The organism is Pseudomonas sp. NFACC24-1 (genome assembly GCF_900115235.1).
Taxonomy (GTDB): domain Bacteria; phylum Pseudomonadota; class Gammaproteobacteria; order Pseudomonadales; family Pseudomonadaceae; genus Aquipseudomonas; species Aquipseudomonas fluorescens_AA.
The window spans coordinates 1-15,438 of the sequence record NZ_FOVS01000002.1 but is presented as its reverse complement, the minus strand read 5'-3'; the positions used below and the strand labels follow the sequence as shown (position 1 = coordinate 15,438).

Genomic DNA, 15,438 nt, shown 5'->3' with positions numbered 1-15,438 from the left:
TTATCCCCGCTGGGCTGCGCAGCAGCCCTCCACAAGCAGTCAATACGACCTGCCTGACCTACCGGGTCGCTGGCATTCAGGGCCGCTCCGCGCCCCAGCGGGGATAAATCCCCTCGCCACAATGAATGTCACCCTGAATATGGATGAGGGCAGCCCAGGCGACGTCGTTTCCAAGGCAAAAGAAAACCCCCGATAAACCAGCGGTCTATCGGGGGCTTATTTCAGCAGGCGCCTTTACGCGCCCACCCGCTCAGCTTATTGGCAAGCTTCGCAATCCGGCTCGTCGATCGCGCAGGCCTTTGGCACTGGCGCAGGTCCTGCTGGAGCAGCCAGGACCGAATCGTCACCGTGGTTGCCGCCGCTGGAGACCGCGTTCAGCTTGCCGGTGTTGATGGTCGACTTCTCGGTGCTGGTGGCGGCCAGGGCACGGAGGTAGTAAGTGGTTTTCAGGCCACGGTACCAAGCCATGCGGTAGGTCACGTCCAGCTTCTTGCCCGAAGCGCCGGCGATGTACAGGTTCAGCGACTGAGCCTGGTCGATCCACTTCTGGCGACGGCTGGCGGCGTCGACGATCCACTTGGTGTCCACTTCGAACGCGGTGGCGTAGAGCGCTTTGAGCTCTTGCGGGATGCGTTCGATCTGCTGCACCGAGCCGTCGTAGTACTTCAGGTCGTTGATCATGACCGAGTCCCACAGGCCGCGAGCCTTGAGGTCGCGAACCAGGTACGGGTTGATCACGGTGAATTCGCCCGACAGGTTCGATTTCACATACAGGTTCTGGTAGGTCGGTTCGATCGACTGCGACACGCCGGTGATGTTGGCGATGGTGGCGGTCGGTGCGATGGCCATGATGTTGGAGTTACGGATGCCTTTCTGCACACGGGCGCGAACCGGTGCCCAGTCCAGGGATTCGTTCAGGTCGACGTCGATGTACTTCTGGCCGCGCTGGGCGATCAGGATCTGTTGCGAGTCCAGCGGTAGGATGCCCTGGGACCACAGCGAACCCTGGAACGTCTCGTAGGCGCCACGCTCGTCGGCCAGGTCGCAGGAAGCCTGGATCGCGTAGTAGCTGACCGCTTCCATGGACTTGTCGGCGAACTCGACCGCGGCATCGGAACCGTACGGGATGTGCTGCAGGTACAGCGCGTCCTGGAAGCCCATGATGCCCAGGCCGACCGGACGGTGCTTGAAGTTGGAGTTCTTCGCTTGCGGCACCGAGTAGTAGTTGATGTCGATCACGTTGTCGAGCATGCGCACGGCGGTGTTCACGGTGCGTTGCAGCTTGGCGGTGTCCAGCTTGCCGTCGACGATGTGGTTCGGCAGGTTGATCGAGCCCAGGTTGCAGACCGCGATCTCGTCCTTGTTGGTGTTCAGGGTGATCTCGGTGCACAGGTTCGAGCTGTGGACCACGCCCACGTGCTGCTGCGGGCTGCGCAGGTTGCACGGGTCCTTGAAGGTCAGCCATGGGTGACCGGTTTCGAACAGCATCGAAAGCATCTTGCGCCACAGGTCTTTGGCCTGGACGACTTTGAACAGCTTGATCTTGTTGTACTCGGTCAGGGCTTCGTAGTACTCGTAGCGCTCTTCGAAGGCCTTGCCGGTCAGGTCGTGCAGGTCCGGCACTTCGGATGGCGAGAACAGGGTCCACTTGCCGTCATCGAAGACACGCTTCATGAACAGGTCGGGGATCCAGTTGGCGGTGTTCATGTCGTGGGTACGACGACGGTCATCACCGGTGTTCTTGCGCAGCTCGATGAACTCTTCGATGTCCATGTGCCAGGTTTCCAGGTAGGCACAGACCGCGCCCTTGCGCTTGCCGCCCTGGTTGACCGCAACGGCGGTGTCGTTGACCACTTTGAGGAACGGCACGACGCCCTGGGATTTGCCGTTGGTGCCCTTGATGTACGAGCCCAATGCGCGAACCGGGGTCCAGTCGTTGCCCAGGCCACCGGCGAATTTCGACAGCATGGCGTTGTCGTGGATGGCGCCGTAGATGCCCGACAGGTCGTCCGGAACGGTGGTCAGGTAGCAGCTCGACAGCTGTGGACGCAGGGTGCCGGCGTTGAACAGGGTCGGGGTCGACGCCATGTAGTCGAAGGACGACAACAGGTTGTAGAACTCGATCGCACGGTCTTCGCGCTGCTTCTCTTCGATTGCCAGGCCCATGGCCACGCGCATGAAGAAGATCTGCGGCAGTTCGAAACGGATACCGTCCTTGTGGATGAAGTAACGGTCGTACAGGGTTTGCAGGCCCAGGTAGGTGAACTGCTGGTCACGTTCGTGGTTGATCGCCTTGCCGAGTTTTTCCAGGTCGAATTCGGCCAGGACCGGGTTCAGCAATTCGAACTCGATACCCTTGGCGACATAAGCGGGCAACGCCTTGGCGTACAGGTCGACCATTTCGTGGTGGGTCGCGCTCTCGGCGACTTCCAGGAAGCTCAGGCCTTCGGCACGCAGGGTGTCCATCAGCAGGCGGGCGGTCACGAAGGAGTAGTTCGGCTCGCGCTCCACCAGGGTCCGGGCGGTCATCACCAATGCGGTGTTGACGTCCTTGAGGGCGACGCCGTCATAGAGGTTCTTCAGGGTTTCGCGCTGGATCAGGTCGCCATCGACTTCTTCCAGGCCTTCGCAGGCCTCGGTGACGATAGTGTTCAGGCGGCCCATGTCCAGCGGCGCCAGGCTGCCGTCGGCGCGTGCGATGCGGATCGAAGGGTGGGCCTGGACCGGTGCGTCGGCCGGGGAGCGGGTGGCACGCTCCTTGGCGCGGGAGTCACGGTAGATCACGTAGTCGCGGGCCACTTTCTGCTCGCCGGCACGCATCAGGGCCAGTTCGACCTGGTCCTGGATTTCTTCGATGTGGATGGTGCCGCCCGAGGGCATGCGACGCTTGAAGGTCGCGGTGACCTGTTCGGTCAGGCGGGCCACGGTGTCGTGGATTCGCGACGAAGCGGCAGCGGTGCCGCCTTCAACTGCGAGAAACGCTTTGGTGATGGCGACGGTGATCTTGTCATCGGTGTAAGGAACGACAGTGCCGTTACGCTTGATCACACGCAGTTGGCCCGGCGCGGTGGCGGACAGATCCGGGCTCGAATCGGCGGCCAGCGGCGCGGTGCCCTGCGGGTTCTCGCGAGTTGTGTCGGTGTGCATGGGTGTCTCCACGTTCTTTATGTTTGTTTGGGCACCATCACGGTGCCCACCGTTCCGTCCTGAAGCACTACAACCGACTGGCGCCGGGCATAACAACTTCGGGACAGTAGGAAGCAGGCGTTTAATGCCGCTTCCATCCGAAGTTCTCAGGTTGCGAGCGAGGCTCGAAACCGGATTGCCGGGGTGGCAGCAATTGACTGCAACACCCGTACCGTTTCGGTCGTTTTCGACCTTGAAACAGCTGCCATCCGCAGGGGCGGTCTGGGCTTGGGGAAATGCGATGTTTCAGTTGAACAGAAGCAAGAAAAAGCGCTTGAACTCGCTGCCCGACTTGTGTTTGGTTTTTGGCCTGAAACCCTACATGTAGGGTTTTTTACGCGGCGGGCTACAAGATAATGCGTTTTTGGGGGGTATGCAACGTACTACCTGTGGATAAGCCTGTGCGTAATTTGTGTGCGAAACGTGGAACTGCTCTGTAGGCCGCGACCTAGCTGGAGTGGACCTTTTTTCATCGGTTTCAACGGTCTGAAAACTGCCCGATGGTTTTTTGCGGGCGCGGACGTTACCACATAAAACCTGCTTCGACCGAACGCATTTGTCCGCTTGTTTTCTAGGGGGGCGACGTTTATACAATCGGCCGGTGTGCTGGCATGTTTATCCTCCTTTGATATGACAAAAAGAGGGGGCTGTATTCGAATGCCCGGGGTGAGCGGCTACTTGTGGCGAGGGGATTTATCCCCGTTGGGTCGCGAAGCGGCCCCTGCATTCTGTCTGACTACAACAGTGAGCATTTTTGGGGGCTGCTACGCAGCCCAGCGGGGATAAATCCCCTCGCCACAGGATTGTGGCCATCCTTCCTTTTATATTCACAGCAAGACGAGGCCCCCATGGAACAAGAAGCCTGGCAGGTATTGATCGTCGAGGATGACCAGCGTCTGGCCGAGCTGACCCGGGAATACCTCGAAAGCAACGGGTTGCGTGTCGCCATCGAAGGTGACGGTGCGGTGGCGGCGGCGCGGATCATTGCCGAGCAGCCGGACCTGGTGGTCCTCGACCTGATGCTGCCCGGCGAAGACGGCTTTAGTATCTGCCGCAAGGTGCGCGAGCACTATGATGGGCCGATCCTGATGCTCACCGCCCGCACCGACGACACCGATCAGATCCAGGGCCTGGACCTGGGCGCCGATGATTACGTCTGCAAGCCGGTTCGCCCGCGCTTGCTATTGGCGCGGATCCAGGCCCTGCTGCGACGCAGCGAGCCGGAGCCGAGCGTGGCGCAGAAGCAGCGGCGCCTGCAATTCGGCCCGCTGGTGGTCGACGACGCCCTGCGTGAAGCCTGGTTGCAGGGCAACGGTATCGAGCTGACCAGCGCCGAATTCGACCTGCTGTGGCTGCTGGTGTCCAATGCCGGGCGCATCCTGTCCCGGGAAGAAATCTTCACCGCCCTGCGCGGCATCGGCTATGACGGCCAGGACCGCTCCATCGACGTGCGTATTTCGCGCATCCGGCCCAAGATCGGCGACGACCCGGACCATCCCCGGCTGATCAAGACCATCCGCAGCAAAGGCTACCTGTTCGTCCCTGAAGCTTGCGCAGACTTGGCGCCGTGAATTCGATCTTCCTGCGTATTTATGGCGGCATGTGCGCGGCGCTGGTGCTGGTGGCGGTCCTCGGTGTGCTGGCCCTGCACCTGCTCAATCAGACCCGCAGCGAGCAATACCGCGAGCGCCTGGCCCACGGCACGTTTTCGTTGATGGCCGACAACCTGCGGCCCATGAACGACACCGAGCGCCACCGGGCACTGCTGGTGTGGGAGCGCCTGCTGGGCATTCCTCTGGCGTTGCAGACCTTCTCCCAGACCGACCTCGATCTCGGTCAGCGTACCCGTGTACTGCGCGGCCAGGCGTTGGTCGAGCAGACCGGGCCCCATGCGGCAAAAGTCTATCGACTGGTCAATGAAACCGAGCAATTGATGTTGGTCGGGGAAGTCCAGCAGATCAGCGAGCAATTGGCCCGCGCGACCATTTACCTGTTGGCCGACGAACTGGTGCGTTACCCCGTGGCCGAGCAACCCAAGCGGCTGGCGCAACTGGAGCAGGAAAAAGGGTTTGGTTTCGACCTGCGACTCATGACCGCCGAGCAGGCCGACATGGACGAAGACCAGCGCCGTCGCGTGTCCGAGGGCGATACGGTGATGGCGCTGGGCAAGGGCGGCGATTCGATCCGGGTCTTCGCCGGCATGGTCGGCACCCCGTGGGTCCTGGAGATCGGCCCGCTGTACCAGATGAACCCTTATCCGCCGCAATGGCTGGTGCTGATCGCGGCGCTGGGGTTGAGCCTGATCGGGTTGATCGTCTACCTGTTGGTGCGTCAGTTGGAGCGGCGCTTGCGTGGCCTGGAGTCGGCCGCCACCCAGATCGCCCAGGGCAGCCTGGAAACCCGGGTGCCGGCCCGAGGCGCCGATTCGGTCGGGCGATTGGCGGCGGCGTTCAATGGCATGGCCGAGCACTTGCAGCAACTGTTGGCGATCCAGCGCGAGCTGGTGCGAGCGGTGTCCCACGAATTGCGCACCCCGGTGGCGCGCCTGCGGTTTGGCCTGGAAATGCTCGGCAGCGCCACCACGCCCCAGGCCCGGGACAAATACCTGGCGGGCATGGACCACGACATCGAAGACCTGGATCGGCTGGTGGACGAAATGCTCACCTACGCGCGGCTGGAACAGGGTTCACCGGCCTTGAATTTTCAGCGGGTGGATCTGGATGCGCTGGTTAACCAGGTGATCGATGAGCTGGGGCCGTTGCGGGCCGGGATCACGGTCGAGCGCGGTCTATGCCTGTCGGCCGCCGATTGCGATGGCGCCTGGGTCGAGGCTGAGCCACGCTTTCTGCATCGGGCCTTGCAGAATCTGGTGGGCAATGCCATGCGCCACGCCCATTCCAAGGTCACGGTCAGCTACCAGGTGGGCCAGTTGCGCTGTCGGGTGGACGTGGAAGATGACGGGCCCGGCGTGCCGGAAGCGGCGTGGGAGCGGATTTTCAAACCCTTCCTGCGCCTGGACGACAGCCGCGCCCGCGCTTCGGGCGGTCATGGGCTGGGGCTGTCGATCGTGCGGCGGATCATCCATTGGCACGATGGCCGGGCGTTGATCGGCAAGAGCAAGAGCCTGGGTGGCGCCTGTTTCAGCCTGAGTTGGCCAAGGCATCAGGATAGGTCTTGAGAGGTGCGGTGCCTCTGCCGGCCTCATCGCGAGCAAGCTCGCTCCCACATGGCCATGCGTCCAACCTGTGGGAGCGAGCTTGCTCGCGATGAGGCCCTCCCAGACACCAGAAACCTCAGGTCCTGATCCCCACCAGGCTCAACAATTGCCCATCCTTCACCCCAAACTGCGCCTGCAGCTCACTGCCATGGCGCCATTGGGTCGACAGGTCCGTCAGCAAGCGCAGCCGCACCTGTCCGTCGTGTGTCCAGTCCAGCACCTCGGCATGCTCGAAATAAAAACGCTGCCTGACGATGGGGTACAGCGCCTTGAACAAGCTTTCCTTCACTGAAAAGGTCAGGGTCACCAGCAAGGCCTGGTCATTGCGTGTGAGCCGGGTCATGCGCTGCAATTCTGGCGGGGTGAGGATTTCACCGGCCAGGCGCTCGGCGCGCTCGGGGTCGAGCAGGTTCTCCACGTCCATGCCCAAGCCTTGCCAGTGGTCTTTTTTCGCGACGATGGCCGCTGCCCGGCCCGTGCTGTGGGTGATCGAGCCGCTGATATGAGCCGGCCACACCGGGGCGCGGTCTTCGCCGATGGCCGGTACGCAGGCCAGGCCGTCGAGCCGCTGCAACGCCGCCCGGGCGCAGATCCGCCCGGCCAGGAATTCTGCCTGACGCTTGGCGACCGAGCGCTGGATGCTCGCCGGGGGTTCGATGGCGCTGTTGGGGAAGTCATTGCCGGTCAGCAGCAGTGGATCAAAGCAGGTGCTCAACAGCACTGTATCGGACAGGGCTTCGGGCAACAGCCATTGATCATCCAGAGGCGTACAGCAGGCGGGCAGGTCGGGGAGTGCGTTCATGCCCGGCATTTTGCCGGGTTGGTGGGAGGCTGGGTAGTGGGGCGCGCTTCATGGATGGAAGGGAGAGGGCTTTGGTGGCGAGGGAGCTTGCTCCCCTTGGTCTGATGCGGGTTAACGTTGCGAACACTGTTGTGGCGAGGGGATTTATCCCCGCTGGGCTGCGAAGCAGCCCCAACAGCAGCGATGCATCTGATACATGGAGTGTCAGATTCAGGGCCGCTTCGCGCCCCAACGGGGATAAATCCCCTCGCCACAGGGTTATGTGTCAGTCAAAGATTTTCTTGAAGAACTTCTGCATGTCCGCCCACGACTTCTCGTCGGCTTCCTTGTTATAGCCAATGTCCGGCCCGCCATGTTCGCCGTGGCTCAAGCGGTCGGCGTCAGGGTTGCTGAAGCCGTGTTTGGCGCCTTCGAGGCTGACGAATTTATAGTCGGCACCGGCCTTGTCCATCTCGCTCTTGAACGCGGTGACGTTGTCCTGGGTGACCATGCTGTCCAAGGCGCCATGCTCGACCAGTATCTTGGCCTTGACGCTGCCCGGGGTGGCCGGGGTGTTGGTCACCAGCGCACCGTGGAAGCTCACCACGCCGGCCAGCGGTACACCCTGGCGCGCCGCATCGAGCACCACCTTGCCGCCGAAGCAGTAGCCGATGGCGGCGAGTTTGTCCGGATCGGTCTGGGGCTGTTTCTTCAGCAGGTCGAGACCGGCCTGGAAGCGGGCGCTGGCGGCCTTGCCGTCCTTGAGCGCCGCCTGCATGAAGGCCAGGGCGTCCTTGGGGTGCTCGGTGTTCTTGCCGTCGCCGTACATGTCGATGGCCAGGGCGCTGTAGCCCAGGCCCGCGAGATCCCGGGCACGACGCTTGGCGTAATCGTTCAGCCCCCACCATTCGTGAACCACCACCACGCCCGGGCGCGGGCCTTTGACGGCGTCGTCATAAGCGTAGTAACCGATCAGCTTGGTGCCATCGGCACTGGTGTAGGGGATCTCCTGAGTCTGGATGGCGGCGTGGCTCACGCCGCTCATGACCAGAAGTACAACAGCAAGCAGCCTGCGCATGACGGATCTCCTTATGAAAATGGTCCGCACAGATTAGCCGATTCATTCAGCGCAGGTTCAGAGAACGTTCAAGGGGTGTTCAGGGAGCGCTGGTTAACGTGACAGCGACTTCACCCACCACCCATGCTTCAAAGGAGCTCGACCATGACTCAGATGAAAAAACTGTTGCTGGCTTTCACCGTGCTGGGCGCCAGCGCGTTGGCCCACGCCGATGACAACTTCGCCAGCCTGACCCTCGGCCAGACCAGCGACAAGGTCAAGAAATCCGACGCCCTGGATGCCAACCTGAACCACCCGAACGCCGACGGCATCATCGGCAAGGACACCACGTATGGCCTGCGCCTGGGCAAGCAGAATGACCAGGGCCGCTACTACGCCACCTACGACAACGTCTCGGGCACCCACAACGGCATCAAGCTGCGCCAGGAAAACCTGCTGGGCAGCTACGATGTGTTCCTTCCGGTCACCAGCACGACCAAACTGTTTGGTGGCGGCACGGCGGGCCTGACCAAGCTGACCCAGGATTCGCCCGGTTTCAGCCGCGACAGCGACATCGGCTACGCGGTAGGCCTGCAGGGCGGCGTGCTGCAACAAATTTCGCAGAACACCTCGGTTGAACTGGGTTACCGTTACCTGCGCAGCAACGCCAGTACCGAGATGAGCCCGCACGGTGGTGACAAGGTCGGTTCGCTGGACCTGACCAGCAGCGCCCAGACCTACCTGTCCGCCAACTACACGTTCTAAGCGGGCCAGGGTGGGTGTATCCAGCCGGATCGGTCGAAGACGATCCGGCGCCTTTCGTTGAGGTGCGCCGCGCGCGATTGTTTGATTTGCCTGGGGAGAGGCTCCATGAAATTACTGGTCGTCGAAGACGAAGCGCTGTTGCGTCATCACCTGCAAACCCGTCTCACTGACAGCGGTCATGTGGTGCAGGCCGTGGCCAATGCCGAAGAGGCCTTGTACCAGGTCCGGGAATTCAACCACGACCTGGCGGTGATCGACCTCGGCCTGCCGGGTATCAGCGGGCTGGAGCTGATCCGCCGGCTGCGCTCACAGGACAAGACGTTTCCGATCCTGATCCTGACCGCCCGCGGCAACTGGCAGGACAAGGTCGAAGGCCTGGCCGCCGGCGCGGACGACTACGTGGTCAAGCCGTTTCAGTTCGAAGAACTGGAGGCCCGGTTGAACGCCTTGTTGCGTCGCTCCAGCGGCTTCACCCAGTCGACCATCGTCGCCGGGCCGTTGTTGCTGGACCTCAACCGCAAGCAGGCGTCCCTCGACGAGGAGCCGCTGGCGTTGACGGCCTACGAATACCGTATCCTCGAATACCTCATGCGCCATCACCAGCAGGTGGTGGCCAAGGACCGCTTGATGGAGCAGCTCTACCCCGATGATGACGAGCGCGATCCCAATGTCATCGAAGTGCTGGTCGGACGCCTGCGCCGCAAACTGGAAGCCCCCGCCGGCTTCAAGCCCATCGACACCGTGCGCGGCCTGGGTTATCTGTTCAACGAGCGCTGCCAGTGATTCGTTCGCTTCGGCTGCGGCTGATGCTGGCCGCGATGACCCTGGCGGTGCTGTTCATGCTGGCCTTGTTGCCGGCCATGCAAGGCGCGTTCAGCCTGGCGTTGCAGGAGTCCATCGAGCAACGCCTGGCCTCGGACGTGACCACGCTGATTTCCGCCGCACGGGTGGAAAACAACCGCTTGAAGATGCCGGCGCAGTTGCCCGATGAGCGCTTCAACCTCGCCGATGCCCGCCTGCTGGGCTACATCTATGATCGTGAGGGGCGGTTGGTCTGGCGGTCGAAGGCCACCCAGGAAGAAAACATCAATTACACGCCGCGCTATGACGGCCAGGGCAACCAGTTCGCCCGCATTCGCGAGAACGACGGCCAGGAATTTTTCGTCTATGACGTCGAGATCAAGCTGCTTGGCGGCCAGAACGCGGCGTTCAGTATCGTTACCCTGCAACCGGTGCGCGACTACGAAGTGACCTTGCAGGGGCTGCGGGACAATCTCTACCTGGGCTTTGGCGCGGCCCTGGCGGTGTTGCTGGCGCTGTTGTGGATCGGCCTGACCTGGGGCCTGCGGGCGCTGCGGCGCCTGAGCCAGGAGCTGGACGAAATCGAAAGCGGTGCCCGGGAAAGCCTCAGTACCGAGCATCCCCGGGAACTGTTGCGCCTGACCGGTTCCCTCAATCGCTTGCTCCACAGCGAGCGGGAGCAGCGCAGCCGTTACCGTGATTCCCTCGATGACCTCGCCCACAGCCTGAAGACCCCGCTGGCGGTGTTGCAGGGCGTCAGCGAAGACATGGCCCGGCGTCCCGAAGACCGTGGCCAGGCCTGGGTGCTGCAAACCCAGATCGAGCGTATGAGCCAGCAAATCGGCTACCAGTTGCAGCGCGCCAGCCTGCGCAAAAGCGGGTTGGTGCGCCATCAGGTGCGCTTGCACCCGGTGCTGCAAAGCCTGTGCGACACCTTGGACAAGGTCTATCGCGACAAGCGGGTCAATGTGCGTTTCGATCTGCCGGAGCACTGCCAGGTGCCGATCGAGCAGGGCGCCTTGCTGGAGATGCTCGGCAACCTCCTGGAGAACGCCTATCGACTGTGCCTGGGCGAGGTGCGCGTCAGCGTGCACCAGACCCTTGGCGGTACGGAGTTGAGCGTCGAGGACGATGGGCCGGGTGTGCCGCCGGATCAACGTGCGCGGATCCTCCAACGGGGCGAACGGCTGGACCGTCAGCATCCGGGGCAGGGCATTGGCCTGGCGGTGGTCAAGGACATCATCGAAAGCTACGGCGCCCGCTTGACCCTGGGGGATTCGGAGCTGGGCGGGGCGGCGTTCCGGATTCATTTTCCGGTGGTTTGACTGGGATGTTTTCGGTGTGTTTGCGGGCCTCATCGCGAGCAAGCTCGCGATGAGGCCCGTCAGCACACCACAAAAAACCAATCAGGAAATCAGTTCTCCAACTCCCTGTAGGCCCCCGGCGTCAGCCCCGTCCACTTCTTGAACGCCCGGTGAAACGCCGACGGTTCGGAGAAACCCAACTGCTCGGCAATCTGCTGCAACGACAAATCCGCACGCCCCAAGTGATAGATGGCGATATCCCGCCGCAACTGATCCTTGAGCTCCTGGAAGCTGGTGCCTTCCTCCCGCAGATGCCGGCGCAAGGTCTGCGGGCTGATGTGCAAGTGGGCGGCGACGGTGTCCAGGTCGGGCCAGTGTGCCGTGTCGCGACTGAGCAGGCGGCGCAGTTGGCTGCTCAGGCTGTGGCCATCGTCCGGGCGCGACAGCAGGTCGGCAGGGGAGTGTTCGAGGAAATGCTTGAGGGTGCGTTCGTCCTGCAACAGTGGCATGTCCAGGTAGCGACTGTGGAACAACAGGCTGCTGCCGGGCGCGTCGAACACCAGCGGGTAGGGGAACAACAAGTCGTATTCGGCCCCGTGGGCGGGCTTGGCATAGCCGAAAGTCACCTGTTCCAGGCCTATCCGCTGGCCGATCAGCCAACTGGCGAGGCGATGCCAGACCACCAGCAGGCTTTCAGTCAGGAAGTGATCGGGGTCCCACAACGTCGAGTCGTCCAGCACCAGCCGCACCCGCTCGCCTTCGGTTTCCAGCGTCAGTCGCGGGGCGTCGGGGAACAGACTGTAGAACAGCAAGCCGCGCTGAAGGGCCTTGCCCAGGGTCCGACAGTGGATCAACGCATGACACATCATGGCGAACGTCCCGGGCTTGCTCGGCGCCCGGCCGAATCCCAGGTATTCGTCCTCCATTGCCAGCCACAACGCTTGCAACAGGCGGGCGAACTGCTCCGGCGCGATGCGCGCGCGCGGTTCATCCAGCAGTTCAGGGCTGATGCTCAATTGTTGCAGCAAGGGAAAATAGTCGAAACCTTGCCGACGTGCGCCGCCCAGGGCAGCGCGGGCGAAGTGGCTGGCGATCGTGCGTTGGCGCATGGCAGAAATCCGTTCGTTAAGCGGGCGAATGGTAGCAGGGGCTTGAGGCTGGACAAGGCGGATATCCGCCAAATCCCGGAGCGCGGGATGGTCTGTAGGCGGAAATCCGCCACTTGCACACTGCGTTTAGTCGCGTGTGGAAACCGCAAGCCCGTCTGCTATACCGGGTGTAGGGCATTTCGCAAAAATGGCACGCGCTTTGCGATGCGTTGGGTAGGTCTGCCCCGTGCAGCCGAAAAAAACAAATCCCTCCAGTGCAGGAGGGTTCGCAATTGAGGTGCCGTGGACGACAGGTGGAAGTCGTCATGCGGGACTCTTGAGGAAGGTTTGCCATGACGACTCGTCAGCCACTGTACAAATCCCTGTATTTCCAGGTGATCGTAGCCATTGCCATCGGTATTTTGCTCGGCCACTTCTACCCGCAGACCGGTGTTGCCCTCAAGCCATTCGGCGACGGGTTCATCAAACTGATCAAAATGGTCATCGCCCCCATCATCTTCTGTACCGTCGTCAGTGGTATCGGCGGCATGCAGAACATGAAATCGGTGGGCAAGACCGGCGGCTACGCGCTGCTGTACTTCGAAATCGTCTCCACCATCGCCTTGCTGATCGGCCTGGTCGTGGTCAATGTCGTGCAACCGGGCGCCGGCATGCACATCGACGTATCGACCCTGGACACCAGCAAGATCGCCGGTTTCATCTCGGCTGGTAAAGACCAGAGCATCATTGCCTTCATCCTCAACGTGATCCCGAACACCATCGTCGGCGCCTTCGCCAACGGCGACATCCTGCAAGTGCTGATGTTCTCGGTGCTCTTCGGCTTCGCCCTGCATCGCCTGGGTGCCTACGGCAAGCCGGTGCTGGACTTCATCGATCGCTTCGCCCACGTCATGTTCATCATCATCAACATGATCATGAAGCTGGCTCCACTGGGCGCGTTCGGTGCCATGGCCTTCACCATCGGTGCCTACGGTGTCGGTTCGCTGGTGCAACTGGGCCAGTTGATGATCTGCTTCTACATCACCTGCGTGGTGTTCGTGCTGGTGGTGCTGGGCGCCATCTGCCGCGCCCACGGCTTCAGCGTCATCAAGCTGATCCGCTACATCCGTGAAGAACTGTTGATCGTGCTGGGTACTTCCTCCTCGGAATCGGCCCTGCCACGCATGCTGATCAAGATGGAGCGCCTGGGTGCCAAGAAATCTGTCGTAGGCCTGGTGATCCCGACGGGCTACTCGTTCAACCTCGACGGTACTTCGATCTACCTGACCATGGCGGCGGTGTTCATCGCCCAGGCCACCGATACCCCGATGGACCTGACTCACCAGATCACCCTGCTGCTGGTGCTGTTGCTGTCGTCCAAAGGTGCGGCTGGCGTGACCGGCAGCGGCTTCATCGTACTGGCGGCGACCCTGTCGGCCGTAGGTCATCTGCCGGTGGCCGGCCTGGCGCTGATCCTGGGCATCGACCGCTTCATGTCCGAAGCCCGCGCCCTGACCAACCTGGTGGGCAACGCCGTCGCCACCATCGTGGTTGCCAAGTGGGTCAAGGAGCTGGACGAAGACCAACTGCAGACCGAGCTGGCTTCCGGTGGTCGCGGTATCTCCGACGTTCGCGAAGATGACGAGCAGATCGCGGCGGCGCAGATTGCAGCGGCTGAGACCTCTGCTCCAGGCACTGTGAAGTAATCTTCAGGTTGCAATAAAAAACCCGCCTCGGCGGGTTTTTTATTGAGCTGAATTATTCAGGTAGGAATTTGTTTTTGTGGCAAGGGATCCCTGTCGGCCGTGAGCACAATCGTCATTCAAAGTGACAAATCCAGTAATTGCCCCATCGCCAACCCCTGCCTAGTCTTCCAGTCATCAGTCACTGGAGACCACCCATGCAAGGCCCACTGGCATCGCTCAAGGTTCTGGACTTCTCGACACTGCTGCCTGGCCCGTTCGCCTCGCTGTTGCTGGCGGACATGGGGGCCGAGGTGTTGCGCATCGAGTCGCCGACCCGTCAGGACTTGCTGCGGGTACTGCCGCCCCATGACCAGGGCATATCGGCCAGCCACGCCTACCTCAACCGCAACAAGCGCAGCCTGGCCCTGGACCTCAAGCAGCCGGAAGCGTTGGAGGTGGTCACGCAGTTGCTGGGGGACTACGACATCCTGCTGGAACAGTTCCGCCCCGGCGTGATGGAGCGGCTGGGCCTGGGATACGAAGCCTTGAAAGCCATCAATCCGCGGCTGATCTACGTGTCGATCACCGGCTACGGCCAGACCGGCCCTTATAAGGACCGCGCCGGTCACGACATCAATTACCTGGCCCTGGCAGGGCTGGCCAGCCACACCGGCCGTGCCGACAGCGGGCCGTTGCCGCTGGGCCTTCAGGCGGCGGATATCGCCGGTGGTTCATTGCACGGGGTGATCGGACTGTTGGCGGCGGTCATCGCCCGCCAGCAGACCGGTCAGGGCCAGCACCTGGACGTGAGCATGACTGACTGCGCATTCAGCCTCAACGCCATGGCCGGTGCCGGTTACCTGGCTTGCGGTGTTGAGCCGGGTTGGGAGAACCAGATGCTCAACGGCGGCAGCTTCTACGACTATTACCGTACCCGCGATGGTCGCTGGATGTCGGTAGGCAGCCTGGAACCGGCCTTCATGCAGGCGCTGTGCGAGGCTTTGGGGCGCCCGGAACTGGCAACCCAGGGACTGTCGCCCAAGCCTGAACAACAACACGTCCTGAAGCAGGCGCTGCAAACCGAGTTTGAAAAGCATGATTTTGCCGAGCTTTGCCAACTGTTTGCCGGGATCGATGCCTGCGTCGAGCCAGTGCTGAGCCTGGAGGAAGCTGTCCGGCATCCGCAGTTACAGGCTCGGGAGCTGGTGAAACAGGTGCCCCGAGGGGATGGTTCGAGCCAGGCGCAGATGGCCTGTCCGTTGCGGTTCTCAGAGGGGCTGCCCGAACCTCGCCATATTGGCGTGGGCCTGGGGGCGCATACGGATCAGGTGTTGGAGGCGTTGGGGTTCAGTGCGCAGCGGATTGCCGAATTGCGCAGGAGCGGGGTGATTTTGTAGGGCGACAAGGCCGCCATCGCGAGCAAGCTCGCTTCCACACTGGATCTTTGGCGTTCACGGATCCTGTGGGAGATTCTATGGTGCAGGGCTACCCCCTAAATGCCTTTCGGTAAGTATTCGCTCTGGTTCTTCAGCAGGGCGAATACCACTCGGGCAA

At 62.0% G+C, this 15,438-nt stretch carries 11 protein-coding genes; 7 read left to right on the top strand and 4 right to left on the bottom strand.

From position 1 onward, the window contains the following. Window positions 1-255: 255 nt before the first annotated feature. A complete protein-coding gene (locus tag BM317_RS02230) occupies window positions 256-3,147 on the bottom strand; it encodes a ribonucleoside-diphosphate reductase subunit alpha (RefSeq protein ID WP_060741041.1) in 2,892 nt (963 codons plus the stop codon). 887 nt (window positions 3,148-4,034) lie between these two features. On the opposite strand from BM317_RS02230, the gene BM317_RS02225 reads away from it, so the two are divergent. Continuing rightward, on the top strand, window positions 4,035-4,757 hold the full coding sequence (locus BM317_RS02225) for a response regulator (protein WP_092169934.1): 723 nt from the start codon (window positions 4,035-4,037) through the stop codon (window positions 4,755-4,757). Continuing rightward, window positions 4,754-6,364, top strand: coding sequence for an ATP-binding protein (locus tag BM317_RS02220; protein ID WP_092169937.1), 1,611 nt, complete (start codon window positions 4,754-4,756; stop codon window positions 6,362-6,364). Before BM317_RS02225 ends, BM317_RS02220 begins: the two co-directional genes overlap by 4 nt. A 115-nt stretch (window positions 6,365-6,479) precedes the next feature. Here the strand turns inward: BM317_RS02220 and BM317_RS02215 are convergent, their stop codons facing one another. Further along, on the bottom strand, window positions 6,480-7,205 hold the full coding sequence (locus BM317_RS02215; protein WP_092169941.1) for a 4'-phosphopantetheinyl transferase family protein: 726 nt from the start codon (window positions 7,203-7,205) through the stop codon (window positions 6,480-6,482). A gap of 265 nt (window positions 7,206-7,470) precedes the next feature. Beyond that, a complete protein-coding gene (locus tag BM317_RS02210) occupies window positions 7,471-8,262 on the bottom strand; it encodes a dienelactone hydrolase family protein (RefSeq protein WP_092169945.1) in 792 nt (263 codons plus the stop codon). Window positions 8,263-8,406: 144 nt separating this feature from the next. Between BM317_RS02210 and BM317_RS02205 the strand changes: the two genes are divergently transcribed. The 3 genes from BM317_RS02205 (at window position 8,407) to BM317_RS02195 (ending at window position 11,132) form a co-directional block, all read left to right on the top strand. Then, entirely contained in the window at window positions 8,407-9,006 is a 600-nt protein-coding gene (locus BM317_RS02205; RefSeq protein ID WP_092169949.1) for a hypothetical protein, read from the top strand. Window positions 9,007-9,111: 105 nt separating this feature from the next. Further along, window positions 9,112-9,789: a response regulator gene (locus tag BM317_RS02200; protein WP_014339772.1), complete on the top strand. Its 678-nt coding sequence runs from the start codon at window positions 9,112-9,114 to the stop codon at window positions 9,787-9,789. After that, window positions 9,786-11,132 carry an ATP-binding protein gene (locus BM317_RS02195; protein ID WP_092169953.1) on the top strand — a complete coding sequence of 449 codons (1,347 nt, stop codon included), beginning with the start codon at window positions 9,786-9,788 and terminating at the stop codon, window positions 11,130-11,132. The genes BM317_RS02200 and BM317_RS02195 overlap by 4 nt, the downstream gene beginning before the upstream one ends. An 89-nt stretch (window positions 11,133-11,221) precedes the next feature. Here the strand turns inward: BM317_RS02195 and BM317_RS02190 are convergent, their stop codons facing one another. After that, window positions 11,222-12,220 (bottom strand): AraC family transcriptional regulator, encoded by a 999-nt coding sequence (locus BM317_RS02190; RefSeq protein WP_092169958.1) that lies wholly within the window; start codon window positions 12,218-12,220, stop codon window positions 11,222-11,224. 332 nt (window positions 12,221-12,552) lie between these two features. Between BM317_RS02190 and BM317_RS02185 the strand changes: the two genes are divergently transcribed. Beyond that, window positions 12,553-13,905: a dicarboxylate/amino acid:cation symporter gene (locus BM317_RS02185; protein ID WP_060741049.1), complete on the top strand. Its 1,353-nt coding sequence runs from the start codon at window positions 12,553-12,555 to the stop codon at window positions 13,903-13,905. A 194-nt stretch (window positions 13,906-14,099) separates the two neighbouring features. Then, on the top strand, window positions 14,100-15,281 hold the full coding sequence (locus BM317_RS02180; protein ID WP_092472941.1) for a CaiB/BaiF CoA transferase family protein: 1,182 nt from the start codon (window positions 14,100-14,102) through the stop codon (window positions 15,279-15,281). Window positions 15,282-15,438: the final 157 nt, after the last annotated feature.